The sequence below is a fragment of the Sinomonas sp. genome, from assembly GCF_051955515.1.
Taxonomy (GTDB): domain Bacteria; phylum Actinomycetota; class Actinomycetes; order Actinomycetales; family Micrococcaceae; genus Sinomonas.
Genome location: NZ_JBQCGQ010000114.1, coordinates 1 through 18,105 on the forward strand (window position 1 = coordinate 1; position 18,105 = coordinate 18,105).

An 18,105-nucleotide genomic window follows, 5' to 3' on the forward strand; every position below is an offset into this window, starting at 1 on the left:
GGCAGACCAGACAAAATCAGCCATCAAAAAAATGGCATCGAAATCGAACATGGCACACTATTGAGTTCTCAAACAACCGGTCCCATCAGAACATCAGCCAGAACCATCCGACCCGCTCCGAAGCAACTTCTCAAACCTACCCGCTCGGCATCTCCGAGTCAAACTGGCCAAACGGCCAACGACTGTTTCGATGCTGAGCAAGGGGATTCGCGCCGTGGTCTCCCCGGCGCGGTACAGAACTATACCACCGTTCGGACGAGGGTGCCAACCCCTTCGCAGAAGGCGCCGAGGGCCCGGAGTCACGCGGATCCCGGGCCCTCGGCGGCGGTCGAACGGAAGCGTCAGACCTGAACGTCCGGCTCAAGGTAGACGGCGCCCAGAGGCGGAAGGGTCAGCGTGGCCGAAGCCGGCTTGCCGCCCCACTCGCGCTGCTCCGCCATCACGAGGCCCCCGTTCGTGACACCGGATCCCCCGTACTCGGTCGCATCCGTGTTGACAACCTCGCGCCAAGCCCCAGCGGAGGGCATGCCCACCGTGTAGTCGAGGTGGGGGTTGCCCGCGAAGTTCACGATGCACACAAGCGGCTTGCCCTCAGTCGACCAACGGATGAAGGACACCACGTTGTGCTCGCCGTCGTCGCCCCGGATCCATTCAAAGCCCGCGGGATCATTGTCCTGGGTGTAGAGGGCCGGGGTACGCCGGTAGATGTCGTTCAGATCCCGGATAAGCCGCTGGAGTCCCTTGTGAGGCTCGGTGTCGGCGACCCACCAGTCAAGGCCGTGCTCCTGGTTCCACTCCCCCTCCTGTCCGAACTCGCAACCCATGAAGATGAGCTGCTTCCCCGGGTGCGCCCACTGGAAGGCGTAGTACGCGCGGAGGTTGGCGAGCTGCTGCCAGCGGTCTCCGGGCATCTTGCGCAGCATGGATCCCTTGCCGTGCACAACCTCGTCATGGCTGATCGGCAGCAGGAAGTTCTCACTGAACGCGTACATGATCGAGAAGGTGATCTTGTTGTGGTGCCAGCGGCGGTTGACCGGGTTCTCGTGCATGTACTGAAGCGAGTCGTGCATCCAGCCCATGTTCCACTTGAGCCCGAAGCCGAGCCCGCTCATGGAGGTCGGCTTGGTCACCCCGGGGAACGCCGTGGATTCCTCGGCGATCATGACGATGCCGGGGTTGCGGCGGTAGGCAGTGGCGTTCGCCTCCTGGAGGAAGGAGATCGCCTCGAGGTTCTCCCGTCCGCCGAACTGATTCGGCCTCCACTGTCCTTCCTCGCGTGAGTAGTCCAGATAGAGCATCGACGCGACAGCATCCACGCGGAGGCCATCGATGTGGTACTCCTCGAGCCAGTACAGCGCGTTGGCCACCAGGAAGTTCCGCACCTCGGTGCGCCCGAAGTTGAAGATGTACGTGCCCCAGTCCGGGTGCTCGCCCTGCATCGGGTCAGCGTGCTCGTAGAGCGGCTCCCCGTCGAAACGGGCAAGCGCCCATTCGTCCTTGGGGAAGTGGGCAGGCACCCAGTCCACGATCACGCCGATGTTGGCTTGGTGCAGCTGGTCCACCAGATACCTGAAGTCGTCGGGGTGCCCGAAACGCGAGGTCGGAGCGTAGTAGGACGTTACCTGGTAGCCCCACGAACCACCGAAGGGGTGCTCGGCGACGGGCATGAACTCGACATGGGAGAAGCCCATCTCACGGACGTAGTCCACGAGCTCCTTCGCGAGGTCCCGGTACGAGAGCCCCGGACGCCACGAGCCGAGGTGGACCTCGTACACGCTCATCGGCGAGTTGTGGGGGTCGTGGACGGAGCGACTGCGCATCCAGTCGTCGTCCTTGAAGGCGTAGTGCGACTCGACCACGCGGGAGGCCGTGCGCGGCGGCACCTCGGTGCCGAACGCCATCGGGTCTGCGCGCTCGACCCAATGGCCGCTCTTCGTCAGGATGCCGAACTTGTAGCACGCCCCTGCTTCAACACCCGGGATGAAGATCTCCCACACGCCGGACGAGCCGAGGCTCCGCATGGCGTGTTCGCGGCCGTCCCAGCCGTTGAAGTCGCCCTTCACCTGCACCGCGAGCGCGTTGGGCGCCCAGACCGAGAAGGACGTGCCGTGGATGTCCCCCATGACCGAGTGGTAGCGCTGGACGTGCGCCCCGAGGGCCTTCCACAGCTGCTCGTGCCGGCCTTCGCCGATGAGGTAAAGGTCGAGTTCCCCGAGGGTGGGCATGTAGCGGTAGGGGTCGTCGACCGTGACCATGTGCCCGTCGCCGTATTCGACCTCGAGGCGGTAGTCCGGAACCCCGCCCTCCTCGGTCGCCGGGAGGGCCACAACCCACACGCCGTGGAATTCGTGGTGCAGCGGCACTGAGCCGTTCGGGGTGATCGCAGTGACGCCCGTCGCCAAATGCTTGAGCGTGCGGATGGTGACGCTTCCGTCCTCGCCGAGGTGTGCCCCCAAGACCGCGTGCGGGGCATGGAACGATCCTGCCGCAATGCGGCTCAGCACATCCTGGGGCACCGGGATCGGCGTCGCCGACCCCATGGCATAGGCACCCTGCTGGTCAGTGTGCTCTGACACGTCGTTCTCCTCTCGTCGGCGGCCGTCCGCCGCCGGTTCTGAAAGTTCGTCTGGGCGTGCGGGCGGTTCGCCTTCGTCTTCGCGGACATAGGGCGCTAGCGCCGATCGCACGGCACGAAGCGGAATCTCGGCCCATGCAGGCCGGTTGCGTTCCTCGTAGCCCACCTCGTAGAGCGCCTTGTCGAGCCACAGCGCGTCGAAGAGCGGGCCCCCGAAGGGATCTTCCTGCGGCAGGATCTCGGCGTAGCCTTCCCAGAAGGCTCGGCCGGCGGCGTCGGCCCATCCGGCCGGAACGCGGGCGGCGGGCACGGTGCGCTCTGCGGCACCCGCGGCGTAATCGAACGAGCGGAGCATTCCGACGACGTCGCGCAGCGGAACGTCCGGCAGGCTGCGTTCGGAGACCGGCCGCAGCGGCTCGCCCTCGAAGTCGAGGATGGCGTAGGGCCGCTCGAAGTGATCGGGGAAATGCAGGATCTGGCCTAGGTGAAGGTCCCCGTGGATGCGCTGAACGCGGAGCCCTGCCGCCTGGCCGGCGAGCGTCTCGAGGAGCCGCTCGAGCGCGACCTCCGGCAGCCCGATGCTCGCCCCGACCTCGTCCCACGCCGAGCGAAGGCGTCCGGCGAGGGTTCCGACGAACTCGATGGCGGCGTCGTCGTCCAGCTTGGCGCTCCCGAGGCCTGCCTCAAGCGCCTGATGGACACGCGCCGTCGCCCGTCCCAGGCCGCTCGCGTGGGCGCTGAAGTCCTCCCCTGCGGCCGCGGCGTCGAGCGCGAGCTGCCACAGATCCTGCCCGCCCGGCAGGAATTCATGGACGACGGCGAGCTGACCCCGCGCGGTTCCCTCGCCTCGGAGGCTCCAGGCGCCGTCGACCCAACCGAGGGTGGCGGGGACATCGGCGGCGCCGGCCCGTGCGAGGGCGGCGCCGAGTTCGACCTCGGGGTTGAGCCCGTCAGCAGGCTGACGCAGGACTTTGACCATCGCCGCGGTCTCGCCGTCGCGCACCACAATCGAGCTGTTCGACTGCTCGCTGGAGAGCACCTTGCACTTGAGTTCGCCATCGGGGATCCTGCCGGCACCGCTCGTGCGCCCCCACGCAGTCCCCGTCTTGGCTGGGCCTCCCGACCCGACAAGGTCAAGGAGCGCGCGAACGAAGGCGGGATCGTGGGCGCCGTCGTAGACCCACAGGGGCCCCGAGGCAGAATGCTGGCTCCGGCCCACGAGCGCGTGCTCGGCGCTGGCAAGCGGTTCACGGCGGTAAGTGAGGGGCACGTTCAGCATAGCCTCGAGCCGTCCGGCCCTGACGCGCACGAGGAGGATCTCGACGTCGGCCTCGCCGCGCGGATCCTCGAGCCGGATGTCTCCGGCGCGGACGAACTCCGCCTGACGGCCCTTCGCGGGGTACCAGCGCTGCGACGGGAGCCACCGCTCGAGCAGCTCCGCGATGGGCGGCGTGAGGAAAGGCTCTTCTCCTGTTGTCGTCATTCGACCAGTTCCCCCTGGTGAGTTTCAGACGTGATGATCGGCATGGCCTGGGTGAAGGGGCTGCTGGGCACGCTCCCGGCGCTGCGGATGCGCAGCCAGTAGTAGCCGTGCGGCCCGAGGGTGATGTGGAAGCGTCCGTCGTGGCCGACTTGGGAGAAGGGCTCCCCGCCGAACAGGTCCCGAAGTCCCCGGCCCTCGAACCCCACGAGATCGAGGAACGAGGCGACAGGGTGTCCCGACAGGTTGAAGACGCACAGGACGGTCTCGCCGGGCTCCCCCGGGATCTCGTTCGGCCCCAGCTCGCGGACGAACGCGAGCACCTGCTCGGAATCGGCGTTGATATTGCGGTACGAGCCGAGCCCGAACACCGGATGACCGCGACGCACCCCCAAGATGTTCCGCGTCCAGCGCAGGAGCGAGCCCGAATGGGCCATCTCTGCCTCGACATTGGCCATCGAGTAGTGGTAGACGAGCGACTGGATGGTGGGGAGGTACAGCTTGCCGGGATCGGCGACGGAGAATCCGGCATTGCGGTCGGGATTCCACTGCATCGGCGTGCGGACCGCGTCCCGGTCCTGGAGCCAGATGTTGTCCCCCATCCCCACCTCGTCCCCGTAGTACAGGAACGGGCTGCCGGGGAGGGAGAGCAGCAGCGCGTTGATGAGTTCGATCTCGTGCCGCGAGTTGTCCAGCAGCGGGGCAAGGCGCCGCCGGATGCCGATGTTGGCGCGCATTCGGGGGTCCGAGGCATACCACCCCAGCATGGCCTCGCGTTCCTCGATCGTGACCATCTCGAGGGTCAGCTCGTCGTGGTTCCGGAGGAACGTGCCCCATTGGGCTCCCGACGGGATGTTTGGCGTGTCCATCATCGTGTCGATGATGGGTTTGGCGCGCTGGTCGCGGAGGGCGTAATAGAGGCGCGGCATGATCGGGAAGTGGAAAGCCATGTGGCACTCCGGCGCCTCTTCCGTCCCGAAGTACTCGACCACCTCGTGAGGTGGCTGGTTCGCCTCGGCGATGATGATGCGTCCCGGATAGTTCTGGTCCATCATCGCGCGGAGCTTGACGAGGAACTCATGCGTGGCGGGGAGGTTCTCGCAGTTGGTGCCGTCCTCCTCGAACAGGTAGGGGATCGCGTCCGCACGGATGCCGTCCACACCTTGGTCGAGCCAGAACTTGAACACGTTGAAGACGGCCTCGACCACAGCCGGGTTCTCGAAGTTGAGATCGGGCTGGTGGCTGAAGAAGCGGTGCCAGAAGAACTGGCGCCGGATGGGGTCGAACGTCCAGTTCGACTCCTCCGTATCGATGAAGATGATGCGCGCGTCGGTGTACTTCTGGTCCGTGTCGCTCCAGACGTAGAAGTCCCCGTAGGGGCCGTCCGGGTTCCGCCGGGACTCCTGGAACCAGCGGTGCTGGTCCGAGGTGTGGTTGAGGGGGAGGTCGATGATGATGCGGACGCCCCGCGCATGGGCCTCGGCCACCAGCCGCTGGAAGTCGCTGATGGACCCGAATTCCGGCAGGACCGATTCATAGTCGGCGACGTCGTAGCCGCCGTCCCGCAGCGGGGACTCGAAGAACGGAGGCAGCCAGAGGCAGTCGACCCCAAGCCACTGCAGGTAGTCGAGCTTGTCGATGAGCCCTTGGATGTCCCCCGATCCATCACCGTTCGCATCCGCGAAGGCCCTGACGAGAACCTCGTAGAACACCGCCTTGCGGTACCAGTACGGATCGTGCTGGAGACCGGGCGCGTTCACGTTGAAGTTCTGCTTCGCCTGCTGGCCTAGGTTCATCTGGCGTTGCTCCTTCCGACGGTTTGACCGACGTGTCCGGGCAGTGAGGCTACGTTAGCGCCGCCGGTCCCCGGCGGCTACGGGACCGTCAGCGCCGCACGTGCAGGATGTGAGCCGGCTCGAAGTACGAATCCAGCCGCACGTAGTTGTCCACTCCCCATTGCCAGCTTTGCCCAGAAATCAGGTCGTCAACACGGAACTTCCCCTCGCCGTCGAACAGATCGGGGTCCAGGTCCAGCGCGGCGAGGTCCAGATGGACGGAGCATTCCCGGGCGCTGTGCGGATCGACGTTCACGACGATGATGAGCGTGTCCTTCGTGCCATCCTCGAGGACCTTGTGCTTCGAGAACGCCAAGACCGCCTCGTCCGTGCTCCAGTGCAGGGTCAGATTCTGCAGGTCCCACAGTGCCGGGTGGGCGCGACGGATCTCGTTGAGCCTGGTGATGTACGGGGCGAGCGACCGCCCTTCAGCCTCGGCCTGCGCCCAGTCGCGCTGCTTGTATTCATACTTCTCGTTGTCGATGTACTCCTCGGCACCCGGGCGGGCGACGTGCTCGAAGAGCTCATACCCAGCGTAGACACCCCAGGTCGGCGCGGCCATGGCCGCGAGCACGGCGCGGATCTTGAACGCGGGCCGCCCGCCGTATTGGAGGTACTCGGTGAGGATGTCCGGCGTGTTCACGAAGAGGTTGGGGCGATAGAACGGGGCCCATTCCTTCGAGATCATTGTGAAGAACTCCTCGAGCTCCTCGCGGGTGTTCCGCCACGTGAAATACGAGTAGGACTGCTGGAAGCCCGCACGCCCAAGCGCCTTCATCATCGCCGGCCGCGTGAACGCCTCCGCGAGGAACACGACATCGCCGTGCTCCTCGTTGACCTTCTGAATCAGCCATTCCCAGAACCACACCGGCTTGGTGTGCGGATTGTCCACGCGGAAGATCTTGATCCCATGGTCGATCCAGAGGTTCACGACCCGCAGCACCTCGTGGCTCAGGCCCTCCGGATCGTTGTCGAAGTTCAGCGGATAGATGTCCTGGTACTTCTTCGGAGGATTCTCGGCATAGGCGATCGAGCCGTCGACCCGCGTGGTGAACCATTCGGGGTGCTGGGCGACCCAGGGGTGGTCCGGCGAAGCCTGGAGCGCGAGGTCGAGCGCGACTTCGAGGCCGAGCTCGCCCGCGCGTGCCACGAACGCGTCGAAATCCTCGAACGAGCCGAGGTCCGGGTGGATGGCGTCGTGCCCGCCGTCGGGCGAGCCGATCGCCCACGGAGATCCCGGATCGCCGGGTGCCGCATTGAGGGAGTTGTTCGGCCCCTTGCGGAAGGCGACGCCGATGGGGTGGATCGGGGGGAGGTACACCACGTCGAAGCCCATGGCGGCGACGCCCGGAAGGCGCTCGGCTGCGGTGCGGAAGTTCCCGGAGGTCCACTCGCCCGTCTCGGAGTTGCGCCATGCACCCTCGGAACGCGGGAAGAACTCGTACCAGGCACCTCGGCCTGCCCGGTCGCGCTCCACGAGGAGGGGGTACCGTTCGGTCGACGTCACGAGCTCGCGGATCGGTTCACGCGCGATCGCCGCGAGCACCTCGCCCGACTCGCCGGCGGCCAGACGCTCGGGAACGGCGCGGTTGGCGTCGGCCAGCCCGTCCGCGGCGAGTTTGAAGACAGCGCGGTCGGCGTCGGAGCGATCCTCGTCGCCCGCGGCCTCACCGAGGAGCGTGGCTCCCTCCGCGAGCATGAGCTCGACGTCGATGCCCGCCGCGATCTTGATGTCCGCATTGTGGTGCCACGTGCCGTAGCGGTCATGCCAGGCCTCGATGGCGAAACTCCAGAGGCCGGGCCCCGTGGGGGTGAACGAGCCACCCCAGCGGTCCAGCCCTGGCCCCAACGACTCGAGCCTCACCCGCTGCTCCACCTTGCCCTCCGGGCTGTAGAGGACGGCCGACACGCCGAGGGCGTCGTGTCCCTCGCGGGTCGCGGTTGCCGTCACGGGGATCGTCTCGCCGGGCAACGCCTTGGCGGGAAAGCGGCCGCCTTCGACCACGGGTGAGACGTCGGTGATGGGGAACCGTCCGAAACGGAGCTCCTCGGGAATCGCGGGCTCAAGTCCAGGCACAGCAGGGTCCTTTCGCGGGGGCCGATTCAAGCGCCACCATAGCCCGGCCAGCGGCCGAATGCGAAGGACGTGACAAGCGTGCTGGCGCGAAATTGCACCCGTGCATTCGTGATTCACCCCATCGTTACCTGAAGGTATTCAGCATCGTCATGCCCTCGGATAGGGTGGCGCTCGTGAAGGCCATTCGACGATTCACCGTCCGCACCGTGCTGCCCGCGCCCATCGCTGCTCTCGGTGCCCTTGCCACCAACCTCCGCTGGTCATGGCATCAGCCGACCCAGGACCTGTTCGAGAGCCTCGACCCCGACCTCTGGGCCGAGAGCGAGCACGATCCGATCGGCTTTCTCGGCTGGGTGACGCGCGAGAAGATGACGGCCCTCGCAGAGGATCCGGACGTCGTGGAGCGCATTGCCGCGGCAGGCGAAGATCTGCGGCAGTACCTCGAGGATCCGCGGTGGTACCAGACGCTCGGCTCCGATTCGCCGCGCTGCATTGCCTATTTCTCCCCCGAGTTCGGCATCACGGAGGTTCTCCCCCAGTACTCGGGCGGCCTCGGCATCCTCGCCGGCGACCACCTCAAGGCGGCGTCGGACCTCGGCGTGCCGCTCATCGGCGTCGGCCTCCTGTACCAGTCGGGCTACTTCAAGCAGTCCCTCTCCCGGGACGCCTGGCAGCAGGAGACCTATCCGGTCCTCGACCCGGACGCCCTGCCGCTCACCCTTCTGAAGGAAGATGACGGCTCCCCCGCCGTCGTCACGCTGCCCCTGCCCAACGGCCGCAAGCTGCACGCGCACGTCTGGAGGGCCGACGTCGGGCGCGTTCCGCTGCTGCTGCTCGACTCGAACGTCCCCACGAACGACGACGGCGCCCGCGCCATCACCGACCGGCTCTACGGAGGCGGTGGGGACCACCGCCTCCAGCAGGAGCTGCTCCTCGGGATGGGCGGCGTCAAGGCTCTCCGGATCTTCGAGCGGCTCACCGGCGCTCCGGCACCCGAGGTGTTCCACACCAATGAAGGGCACGCGGGCTTCCTCGGCATCGAGCGCATCCAGGAGCTCATGTCCGGCGAGGAGCCCCTGAGCTGGGACGAGGCGCTGGTCGCGGGCCGGGCCTCGACCGTCTTCACGACCCACACGCCTGTGGCGGCCGGCATCGACCGCTTCGACGCGGCGCAGATCAAGTTCTTCTTCGACGCCGGCCTCGCGCCGGATGTGCCCACCGCGAAGATCCTCGAGCTCGGCCGCGAGAGCTACGACGGCGGTGATCCCTCGGTCTTCAACATGGCCGTGATGGGACTCCGGCTCGCACAGCGCGCGAACGGCGTCGCGAAGCTCCACGGGCAGGTCTCGCGGGCCATGTTCTCGGGGCTGTGGCCGGGCTTCGACCATTCGGAGGTGCCGATCACCTCGATCACGAACGGCGTCCACGTACCCACCTGGATCGACCCTTCGGTCACCACGATGGCGGACATCATGGAGCCGGGCTCGGCCGCCGGCGGCCGCTGGGACCTCGTCTTCAATGTGAGCGACGAGGAGATCTGGGCCGTCCGGCGCAAGCTGCGCGGGCGTCTCATCGAGGACGTGCGCCGGCGGGTGCGCGCTGCGTGGAAGAAGCGCGGCGCGGCGGATGCCGAGCTGGGCTGGACCGACTCGGTGCTGGATCCGGATGTGCTCACGATCGGCTTCGCCCGGCGCGTGCCGACCTACAAGCGGCTCACCCTCATGCTCCGCGATCCCGCGCGGCTCAAGCGCCTCCTGCTCGATCCCGAGCACCCGATCCAGATCGTCATCGCGGGCAAGTCCCACCCGGCGGACGACGCCGGCAAGCGAATGATCCAGGACCTGGTGCGCTTCACGGACGACCCCGAAGTCCGCCACCGGATCGCGTTCCTGCCGAACTATGACATCGCCATGGCCCGGACCCTGTTCCCCGGCTGCGACGTTTGGCTGAACAACCCCCTCCGCCCGCTCGAGGCGTGCGGCACCTCCGGCATGAAGGCCGCCATCAACGGCTCGCTGAATCTGTCCGTGCTGGACGGCTGGTGGGACGAGATGTATGACGGCGTCAACGGCTGGGCAATTCCCACGGCCAGCGACAAGGCGAGCCCCCACGAGCGGGACGATGTCGAGGCGGCAGCGCTCTACGACCTCATCGAGAACCAGGTGGCCCCGCGCTTCTACGGCGCGCCCAACAAGGTGGGAGGTGCGGACTCGGCGGGAGCGGCTGGGCCGTCGTCGACCGCCGGGACGAAGGGCGTGCCGAAGCACTGGATCTCCATGATCAAGCACACCCTCTCGCACCTTGGCCCCGCGGTGTCCGCAGACCGGATGCTCGGCGACTACGTGCGCGAGCTCTACACGCCGGCCGCGCTCTCGGGACGCGCCGTCCGCACGGACGATTTCCGGCAAGCCCGCGAGCTCGCGGCGTGGACCAAGCACGTGCGCACCAACTGGTCGCAGGTGCATGTGGAGCACATCGATTCGAGCGGGCTGTCCGAGGTCCCCCAGATCGGCGACCGGCTGCACGTCAACGCCTACCTCAATCTGGGCGTGCTCAATCCGGCTGATGTGCGGGTCGAGCTGGCCTACGGCCGCGTGGACGAGAGCGACGAGCTCACCGACACGCACATCGCCGAACTCGAGGCCGTGGAGAACCTCGGCAACGGCCGGTATCTCTTCGACGGAACCGTGAGTGTGGACCACTCGGGCGCGTTCGGCTACACCGTACGGGTCATGCCGAACCATGAGGGGCTCGCCTCGAAGGCGGAACTCGGTCTCGTGGTGAACGCGGGCTGACGCCAGACGGTCACGGGGTCTTGCCGTACACCGCCCTCGGCGGCATGACCCCGGCCTTCGGCCCGCCCTCTCGGGCGCGGTAGATGGTCAGCGACCAGGGCTCGGCCACGTCCGCCTGACCGCTCGCGAACACCGTCCCGATCCGTTGCTCGCCCCGCTGAGCCGTCGAATACCGCAGTTCGAACGCGTACTCATTGCCGAACGGCTCGGGGAACACGAGGTCGTTAACGTCCGATGAGCCGTTGATGACGACGAGTCCGTCCAGGTAGCCCTCGCGGGATCCGAGGAGGAACTGCAGCACCCGCTCCTGCGGGTCCTGCCACCGGTCGGGGTCCATGGGCCGGCCATCGGCCCCGAACCAGTGGAAGTAGTTGCTCTCCTCCCGTGCCGGATAGCTGGCCGGCTGTCGCTCGAGGAAGTCGCGCCGAATGCGGATGAGCCATCGCGTGTGGTCGAGCAGTTCGCGGCCCGCGCTGTCGAGATTCCAGTTGAGCCAGGTGATCTCGTTGTCCTGGCAGTAGGCGTTGTTGTTGCCCTGCTGGGTTCGGCCGAATTCGTCCCCGGCCGTGATCATGGGAACTCCGAGGGAGACCATGAGGGTGGCCATCACGTTCTTGGCCGACTGGGTCCGGTTCGCGATGATCGACTCCACCTCGGTCCGCCCCTCGAACCCGTGGTTGAAGCTGCGGTTGTGGACGGCGCCGTCGCGGTTCTGCTCGCCGTTCGCCTCGTTGTGCTTGCGGTGGTAGGCGCAGAGATCCGCGAGGGTGAAGCCGTCGTGGGCCGTGACGAAGTTGATGGAGGCGAGCGCGGTGCGCCCCGATGCCGCGAACAGTCCGTGGGAACCGGACACGACGTCGGCGAGCCGCGCCGTCGACCCTCCCAAGCCCCCACCTTCGATCGCTCCGCGATCCGAAAGCCAGAAGTCCCGCACCGTGTCCCGGTAGTGATCGTTCCAGTCGGCCCAGCCCTGGGGGAATCGCCCCGTCTGCCATCCGCCCACACCGATGTCCCACGGCTCGGCGATGAGCTTGGTCCGCGCCACCACCGGATCGGCGGCGGCCGCGACGAGGAAGGGGTGCAGGGGCGTGAACGTGTGCTGCGAGTCCCGGCACAGCGTCACGGCCAGATCGAACCGGAAGCCGTCGATCTGGAATTCCTCGACCCAGTATCTCAGCGAATCCAGCGCCAGCTGGACCACGCGCGGGTTCCCGAAGTCGAGGGTGTTGCCGCACCCCGTGGTGTCGATGTAACGGCCTTCGGTGTCCGTCCGGTAGTAGTAGCGGTCGCCCAGGCCGCGGAAGCTGACGACGGGGCCCCCCGGGCCTTCCTCCGCAGTGTGGTTGTAGACGACGTCGAGGATCACTTCGATGCCGGCCGCGTGGAGGAGCTTCACCATCCCCTTGAGCTCGTCCAGCACGGCCTGGGGGCCGGCCTTCTGTGCCGTCTGCGTGGCGTACTCGGCATGTGGGGCGAAGAACGCCGCGGTGTTGTAGCCCCAATAGTTGGGCAGCGCGAGGTCCTGGAGGTGGGTCTCGTCAAGGTGGAAATGGATGGGCAGCAGTTCGACCGCGGTGATGCCGAGTGACTGGAGGTGCGCGATCATCACCGGGTGGGCCATGCCAGCGTAGGTGCCCCGGAGCTCCTCTGGGATGTCGGGATGGCGCATGGTCTGGCCGCGGACGTGGGCCTCGTAGATGATCGAATCGCGCCACGGGATGCCGGGCTTCCCCACGCCGCCCCAGTCGAAGTGGTCGTGGACGCGCACGCCCATGAGCTGATCCCGAGTGAAATCGCCCTCCGCGTCTGGGAGCTCCACGATGTCGACGGCCCGAGCATAGGGGTCGAGCAGCAGCTGGGCCTCTGCGACCATGGGAACTCTGCCGTTGGGCTTGGTCCGTGCGGCGAACGCGTAGCGCGTGCCTTCCGGCATCCCGGCCACGAGCCCATGGTGCACCCCGTCTGTGAGCTCGGGAAGGGGCTCGCGATGCCACGTGCCGCTCTCGTCGAGGAAGTGCACGTCCACGGCCTCGAGCCCTGGCGCGTAGACGGCAAGGTTCACCGTGTGGGTCGCCTGCTGCTCTGCGCTGCGCGCGGGCGTGAGCCCGAGGGGGAACGGCTGCGATGGGGTGACCACGAAGGCCAGCGGCATCGTCATGTTGCTGCTCATCACGCCATATCCTACTGAGGCGCGGTGAATCCTCAGCGGGGACTACTTAGAGCGGGACGCGGTTTGCGAGGACCGGCAGCGTCCGCCGGGCCTCTTCCACGACCTCCGTGTCGATATCCGCGTACAGGATCTCGGGCGCGTCGCCGGCGCGTTCGATGAGATTCCCGAAAGGCCCGACGACGGCACTGCGGCCGATGCCCGTCGGCGCACCATGGCGCGCCTCGACCCCGGCGGCTGCAGGATCCGACTGCCCGCAGGCCAGCACGTAGCTCGTGGTGTCGACGGCCCGGGAACGCACCAGAAGATCCCACTGGGCCGCCTTGCCCGGCCCCGCACCCCACGAGGCGCAGACGAGCTGGACGTGCGCGCCAGCCGAAGCGTTCGCCGTGAACAGCGCGGGGAAGCGCACGTCATAGCAGGTCGCGAGACCGAACGTCACGCCGTCGAGCGTGAACTGGACCGGCTGGGTCCCCGGCGTGACGGTCTCCGACTCCTTGAACCCGAACGCGTCATACAGGTGGATCTTGTCGTAATGCGCGTCGATCCCGCGACCGTGGACCAGCAGCGTGTTCCGCACGGTGCCCGGCTCCCCCGGCGTGAACATCCCTGCGACCACCACGACGCCCGCCTCGTCCGCGGCGGCGCGCACCGCCGTCGCCCACGGCCCGTCCAGCGGCTCGGCGACGTCCACGAGTGAGTTGCCGAACGCCCGCATCATGGCCTCGGGGAAGACGACGACGGCGGACCGCCGCGCCGCTGCCTCGCGCACCCGAGCACGCAGCAGCTCGAGGTTCGAGTCGAGGTCGCGGCCGCTCGTCAGCTGGACGAGCGCCACCCGCATGACGGTCACTTCGCCTCGGCGCGGCGGGTCGAGATCTCGTAGAGCGAGATCGCCACCGCCATGCCGGCGTTGAGGGACTCCATGTGCGAATCGATCGGGATCGAGACGATCTGGTCGCACAGCTCGCGCGTGAGGCGCGAGAGGCCCTTGCCCTCCGACCCGACCACGAGGACCACCGGCTCCGTCGCGAGCTCGAGGCCCGGGAGCTGGACTTCGCCCCCGCCGTCGAGCCCGAGCACGAAGTACCCGGTCTCTTTGGCCTGGCGCAGCACGGTGTTGAGGTTGGCTGCCTTCGCGACGGGAACGCGGACCGCAGCGCCGGCGCTCGTCTTCCACGCCGCCGCCGTCATCCCGACGCTGCGACGCTCCGGAACAATCACGCCCTGACCGGAGAAGGCGGACGCCGAGCGGATGATGGCGCCGAGGTTGCGCGGGTCGGTGATCCCGTCGAGCGCGACGAAGAGCGGCGTCGAAGCGACATGCCCTTTGCGCCACTTCTCCATCGTGTCCTCGATCAGCTCGAAGGCGTCGGGATACTCGTACTGCGGGATCTGCAGCGCGAGCCCCTGGTGGATGGCGTCGCCAGTCATCCGGTCCAGTTCGGGCTTCTGGACCTCGAGCAGCGGGATTCCGGCCTCGGCGGCGAGCTTCATGGACTCGCGCACGCGGTCGTCCATTTCGATGCGCACGGCAACGTAGAGGGTCTTCGCGGGCACGCCCGCGCGGAGCGCCTCGACCACGGAATTGCGGCCCGTGACCATCTCCTCCATGCCCTTGGGCCGCCCCCCGCCGCGACCCTCCGCGAGCCGGCCGGCGCTGCCCTGGCGCTTGGCAGCCGAACGCTCCGCGAGCTGCTTGGCCCGGTGGGCCTTGTGGTACACGCGGTCCTCGGCCTTCGGCGTGGGGCCCTTGCCCTCGAGGGCCTTGCGCCCGTGGCCTCCCGTGCCGACGGTCGCGCCCTTCTTGCTCTTGCGCGCCCCGGGGCGCCCGTTGACGGCCATCATGCTCCCATTCCGGTGGTGGTGATCTGGGGTTGTGCGAGGCTCCAAGTGGCCCCGTCTGCGGAATCCTCGACGGCGATCCCCGCCGTCGAGAGGCGTGCTCGGATGGAATCGGCGGTGGACCAATCCTTGGAGGCGCGGGCGGCAGCCCGGGCCTCGAGCTGATCGGCGACCAGCGCGGCCAGTGCGTCGAACGCCAGGCGCTGCTCTCCGTCGTCGGCCGCTCCCGCCCCACCGCCCGCGGCATCGAGCCCGAGGACCTCAGTCATCGCGAGGACCTCGCCGAGCGCTTCGGCGACCACGTCGACGTCCCCCTCGGCGAGCGCCGTGTTGCCGCGGCGGACGGTCTCGTGGAGGACGGCGAGGGCCTGTGGGACGTTGAGGTCGTCATCCATCGCGAGGCCGAAGGCCTCCGGAACCTGCCCGGGCGCCACGCCCTCGGTCTTCACGCTTGCCTTCGCGATGAAGCCATCGACGCGTTCGACGGCGGCAGCGGCCTCTTGGAGGGACGTCGGCCGGTAGTCGAGCACCGAGCGGTAATGGGCCTGGCCGAGGTAGTACCGCACCACGCGAGGGCTGGCGACGGCGAGCATCTCGGCCGGCGAGATGACGTTGCCGATCGACTTCGACATCTTCTCGCCCTCGTAGGTGACCATGCCGTTGTGCATCCAGAAGTTCGCGAAGCCGTCGCCGGCCGCGGTGGACTGGGCGAGCTCGTTCTCGTGGTGCGGGAAGCGCAGGTCGAGGCCGCCGCCGTGGATGTCGAATCGGGGGCCGAGGTACTTCGTCGCCATGGCGGAGCACTCGAGGTGCCAGCCTGGCCGCCCGCGGCCCCACGGGGAAGGCCAGCTCGCCGTCTCGGGTTCCCCGGCCTTGTGGCCCTTCCACAGCGCGAAGTCACGGGGATCGCGCTTCCCCCGGGGATCCGCGTCGGTCGCAGCCTGCATGTCGTCGATGCTCTGGTGGGTGAGGGCTCCGTATTCCGGCCACGATCGGACGTCGAAATAGACGTCCCCCGAATCGTCCTGGGCCGGATACGCGTGGCCGCGCTCGATGAGCCGCAGGATGAGCTCGTGCATCTCGGTCATGTGGCCGGTCGCACGGGGCTCGTACGTGGGGCGCTGGACGCCGAGCGTCTCGTACGCGTCCTCGAACTCCTGCTCATAGCGGTACGCGAGCGCGAACCACTGCTCGCGAGGCCGGTAGGTGCCCTCCGGGACGAACTCGGGGGCGAACGAGGCCTCGCTCTTGGCGAGGATCTTGTCGTCGATGTCCGTCACGTTGCGGACCACGAGCGTCTCGAAACCGCGGTACTGGAGCCACCGGGTCAGCTGGTCGAAGACGATCGCGGACCGGACGTGCCCCACGTGGGGGGAACCCTGCACCGTCGCGCCGCAGTAGTACACGGTCGCCTGACCGGGCACGAGCGGGACGAAGTCGCGGACTTCCTGAGCGGCGGAGTCGTAGAAGCGGAGGGTCACTTGAGAAGTCTAGCCACCGCAGATCTTGCCGACGCTGCTGTAGGCATCGGTGAGCTGCTTCTTCTGATCGGCACTGAGGACGCCTGCAGACGTGTCGGCGATCTTCTTCTGGACGTCCGACATGTTCTGGATGAGGACGCCGATCGACGGGTCGACCTTCTTGGCGACGTCCGCGAAGTGCTCGGCGGTCTGCTTAGCCTGCTCGACCTGCGTCCCCGTCGGCTGGAAGTTGTCGCTCTGGAGGTACTTGCAGCTGTCCTGGATGCTCATCCGTCCGTCTCCCCCGCAGGCTGTGAGGAGCATGGTCAGGGCGAGTGCGGTTGCAGTCAGAGTCTTCTTCACGGCGGTCTACTCTACTGGACCGGGTACATCAGTCTACTGGACCGGGTACACCAACGCCGTCGCGACGGCAGCGACGCCCTCCCGGCGGCCGGTGAAGCCGAGGTGGTCGCTCGTGGTGGCGGAGACGCTGACCGGCGCCCCCGCGGCTGCCGAAAGGACCCGCTCCGACTCCTCGCGCCGCGGCGAGAAGACCGGTCTCTGGGCGACGAACTGCACGGCGATGTTGCCGATCTCGAGCCCCGCGGAGCGGACGATCCGTGCCGCCTCCGCCAGAAGCGTCGTCCCGGAAGCGCCTGCGTATTCGGGGCGCGATGTGCCGAAATGCGTCCCGAGGTCACCCATCCCCGCCGCGGAGAACAGCGCGTCGGCTGCGGCGTGGGCCACCGCATCGCCGTCGGAGTGGCCCGCGAGCCCGCGCTCGCCCTCCCAGAGGAGGCCGCCGAGCCACAGGGGCTGGGGAGCGTCGTCGGGGGCGTACGCGTGGACGTCCACGCCTATGCCGGTGCGCGGCACGATGGTCATCGGAGCCCCTGTTCTTCCCGGTCCACGAGGGCCTCGGCGACGTGGAGGTCCAGCGGAGTGGTGATCTTCAGGGACCTCGGATCCCCCGGGACCACATACACCGGCAGGCCGATGGATTCGACGAGCATCGCGTCGTCAGTGATGGCCGCGGCCCGTTCGGCCGGCCATGCCTGGGCTGCGGAGTGCGCCCGAAGGAGGGTCTCGGCATCGAACCCCTGGGGCGTCTGGACCGCGCGAAGCTGTTCGCGGGCGGGAGTTCCGGTGACGACCTCGGCTGCAACGCCTCCCTCATGCCCACTCGTCGGGGCGACGCTCTTCACGGTGTCCACCACCGGAACCGCCGGGATGACTGCGGCGGCTCCGCGGCGCAGGGCTCCCACGACGCGGAGGAAGACGTCCGCGGGCGTGAAGGGCCGAGCTGCATCGTGGACGAGGACATGGGCGATCCCGGGCCCAAGGGCGTCGAGCGCCGCGCGCACCGAATCGGCTCGGCTCGCCCCGCCGCGGACCACCGTCACCTGGGGAATCATTCCCCCCTGGTTCGCACGCTCCTCGGTGAAGGCGCGGCACAGGGCTGCCAGTCCGCCGTCGTCCGCGGGGACCGCGACGCAGATCTGGCGCGCGATGCCCGCGTCCACGACGCCGCGGAGCGCGTGCAGGAGCATCGGTTCGCCGCATACCGGGACGAGCGCCTTCGGCATTCCGTACCCGAGGCGGGTGCCCGCACCCGCAGCGACGATGACGACGGCGGCCGGCGGCTCAGGGGGCAGCGCCGCCGGTTCGCTGGGGGAAGTCACGCCGTCAAGCCTAACGTCCGACGCGTGTCCTTCCGTTGCGTCCTGCCGCCCTCTCCACGTTCTGCGCCGTCGTCCCCAGGTTCTGCGCCGTCGTCCCCACGTTCTGCGCCGTCCTCACCGCTTGTACGGCCGACGGCGTCGCAGCTGCCCGTGCCTGCCGTGGCATCGCCGAGGCTGGTTAGCAGGAGT

Annotated in this window: 12 protein-coding genes; 1 reads left to right on the top strand and 11 read right to left on the bottom strand. The window is 67.9% G+C overall.

Going from position 1 to position 18,105, the window contains the following annotated elements; all coding sequences use genetic code 11:
- Positions 1 to 341: 341 nt before the first annotated feature.
- From glgB to ACTHL9_RS06275, 3 genes are all read right to left on the bottom strand, one after another.
- The gene (glgB, locus tag ACTHL9_RS06265) at positions 342 to 4,058 is read right to left on the bottom strand and encodes a 1,4-alpha-glucan branching protein GlgB (protein ID WP_440517986.1); all 3,717 of its coding nucleotides are present in this window, start codon (positions 4,056 to 4,058) and stop codon (positions 342 to 344) included.
- Complete coding sequence (treS, locus tag ACTHL9_RS06270; protein WP_440517987.1) at positions 4,055 to 5,851, bottom strand: maltose alpha-D-glucosyltransferase; 1,797 nt, start codon at positions 5,849 to 5,851, stop codon at positions 4,055 to 4,057. Before treS ends, glgB begins: the two co-directional genes overlap by 4 nt.
- Positions 5,852 to 5,939: 88 nt before the next feature.
- Positions 5,940 to 7,967: an alpha-1,4-glucan--maltose-1-phosphate maltosyltransferase gene (locus tag ACTHL9_RS06275; RefSeq protein WP_440517988.1), complete on the bottom strand. Its 2,028-nt coding sequence runs from the start codon at positions 7,965 to 7,967 to the stop codon at positions 5,940 to 5,942.
- Positions 7,968 to 8,140: 173 nt separating this feature from the next.
- On the opposite strand from ACTHL9_RS06275, the gene glgP reads away from it, so the two are divergent.
- Positions 8,141 to 10,762, top strand: a complete 2,622-nt coding sequence (gene glgP / locus ACTHL9_RS06280) for an alpha-glucan family phosphorylase (protein ID WP_440517994.1) — start codon at positions 8,141 to 8,143, stop codon at positions 10,760 to 10,762.
- A 10-nt stretch (positions 10,763 to 10,772) separates the two neighbouring features.
- Here the strand turns inward: glgP and glgX are convergent, their stop codons facing one another.
- From glgX to ACTHL9_RS06320, 8 genes are all read right to left on the bottom strand, one after another.
- The gene (glgX, locus tag ACTHL9_RS06285) at positions 10,773 to 12,920 is read right to left on the bottom strand and encodes a glycogen debranching protein GlgX (RefSeq protein ID WP_440517995.1); all 2,148 of its coding nucleotides are present in this window, start codon (positions 12,918 to 12,920) and stop codon (positions 10,773 to 10,775) included.
- A gap of 58 nt (positions 12,921 to 12,978) precedes the next feature.
- Entirely contained in the window at positions 12,979 to 13,773 is a 795-nt protein-coding gene (locus ACTHL9_RS06290) for a carbon-nitrogen hydrolase family protein (RefSeq protein WP_440517996.1), read from the bottom strand.
- 5 nt (positions 13,774 to 13,778) lie between these two features.
- A complete protein-coding gene (gene rlmB / locus ACTHL9_RS06295) occupies positions 13,779 to 14,774 on the bottom strand; it encodes a 23S rRNA (guanosine(2251)-2'-O)-methyltransferase RlmB (protein WP_440517997.1) in 996 nt (331 codons plus the stop codon).
- Complete coding sequence (gene cysS, locus ACTHL9_RS06300) at positions 14,774 to 16,255, bottom strand: cysteine--tRNA ligase (RefSeq protein ID WP_440517989.1); 1,482 nt, start codon at positions 16,253 to 16,255, stop codon at positions 14,774 to 14,776. The genes rlmB and cysS overlap by 1 nt, the downstream gene beginning before the upstream one ends.
- Before the next feature lie 9 nt (positions 16,256 to 16,264).
- Positions 16,265 to 16,597: a hypothetical protein gene (locus tag ACTHL9_RS06305; protein WP_440517990.1), complete on the bottom strand. Its 333-nt coding sequence runs from the start codon at positions 16,595 to 16,597 to the stop codon at positions 16,265 to 16,267.
- A gap of 33 nt (positions 16,598 to 16,630) precedes the next feature.
- Positions 16,631 to 17,119: a 2-C-methyl-D-erythritol 2,4-cyclodiphosphate synthase gene (ispF, locus tag ACTHL9_RS06310; protein ID WP_440517991.1), complete on the bottom strand. Its 489-nt coding sequence runs from the start codon at positions 17,117 to 17,119 to the stop codon at positions 16,631 to 16,633.
- On the bottom strand, positions 17,116 to 17,916 hold the full coding sequence (gene ispD, locus ACTHL9_RS06315) for a 2-C-methyl-D-erythritol 4-phosphate cytidylyltransferase (protein ID WP_440517992.1): 801 nt from the start codon (positions 17,914 to 17,916) through the stop codon (positions 17,116 to 17,118). The genes ispF and ispD overlap by 4 nt, the downstream gene beginning before the upstream one ends.
- Positions 17,913 to 18,105: hypothetical protein (locus ACTHL9_RS06320; RefSeq protein ID WP_440517993.1), on the bottom strand; the 193-nt coding region annotated here is incomplete at its 5' end. The genes ACTHL9_RS06320 and ispD, both read right to left, overlap by 4 nt.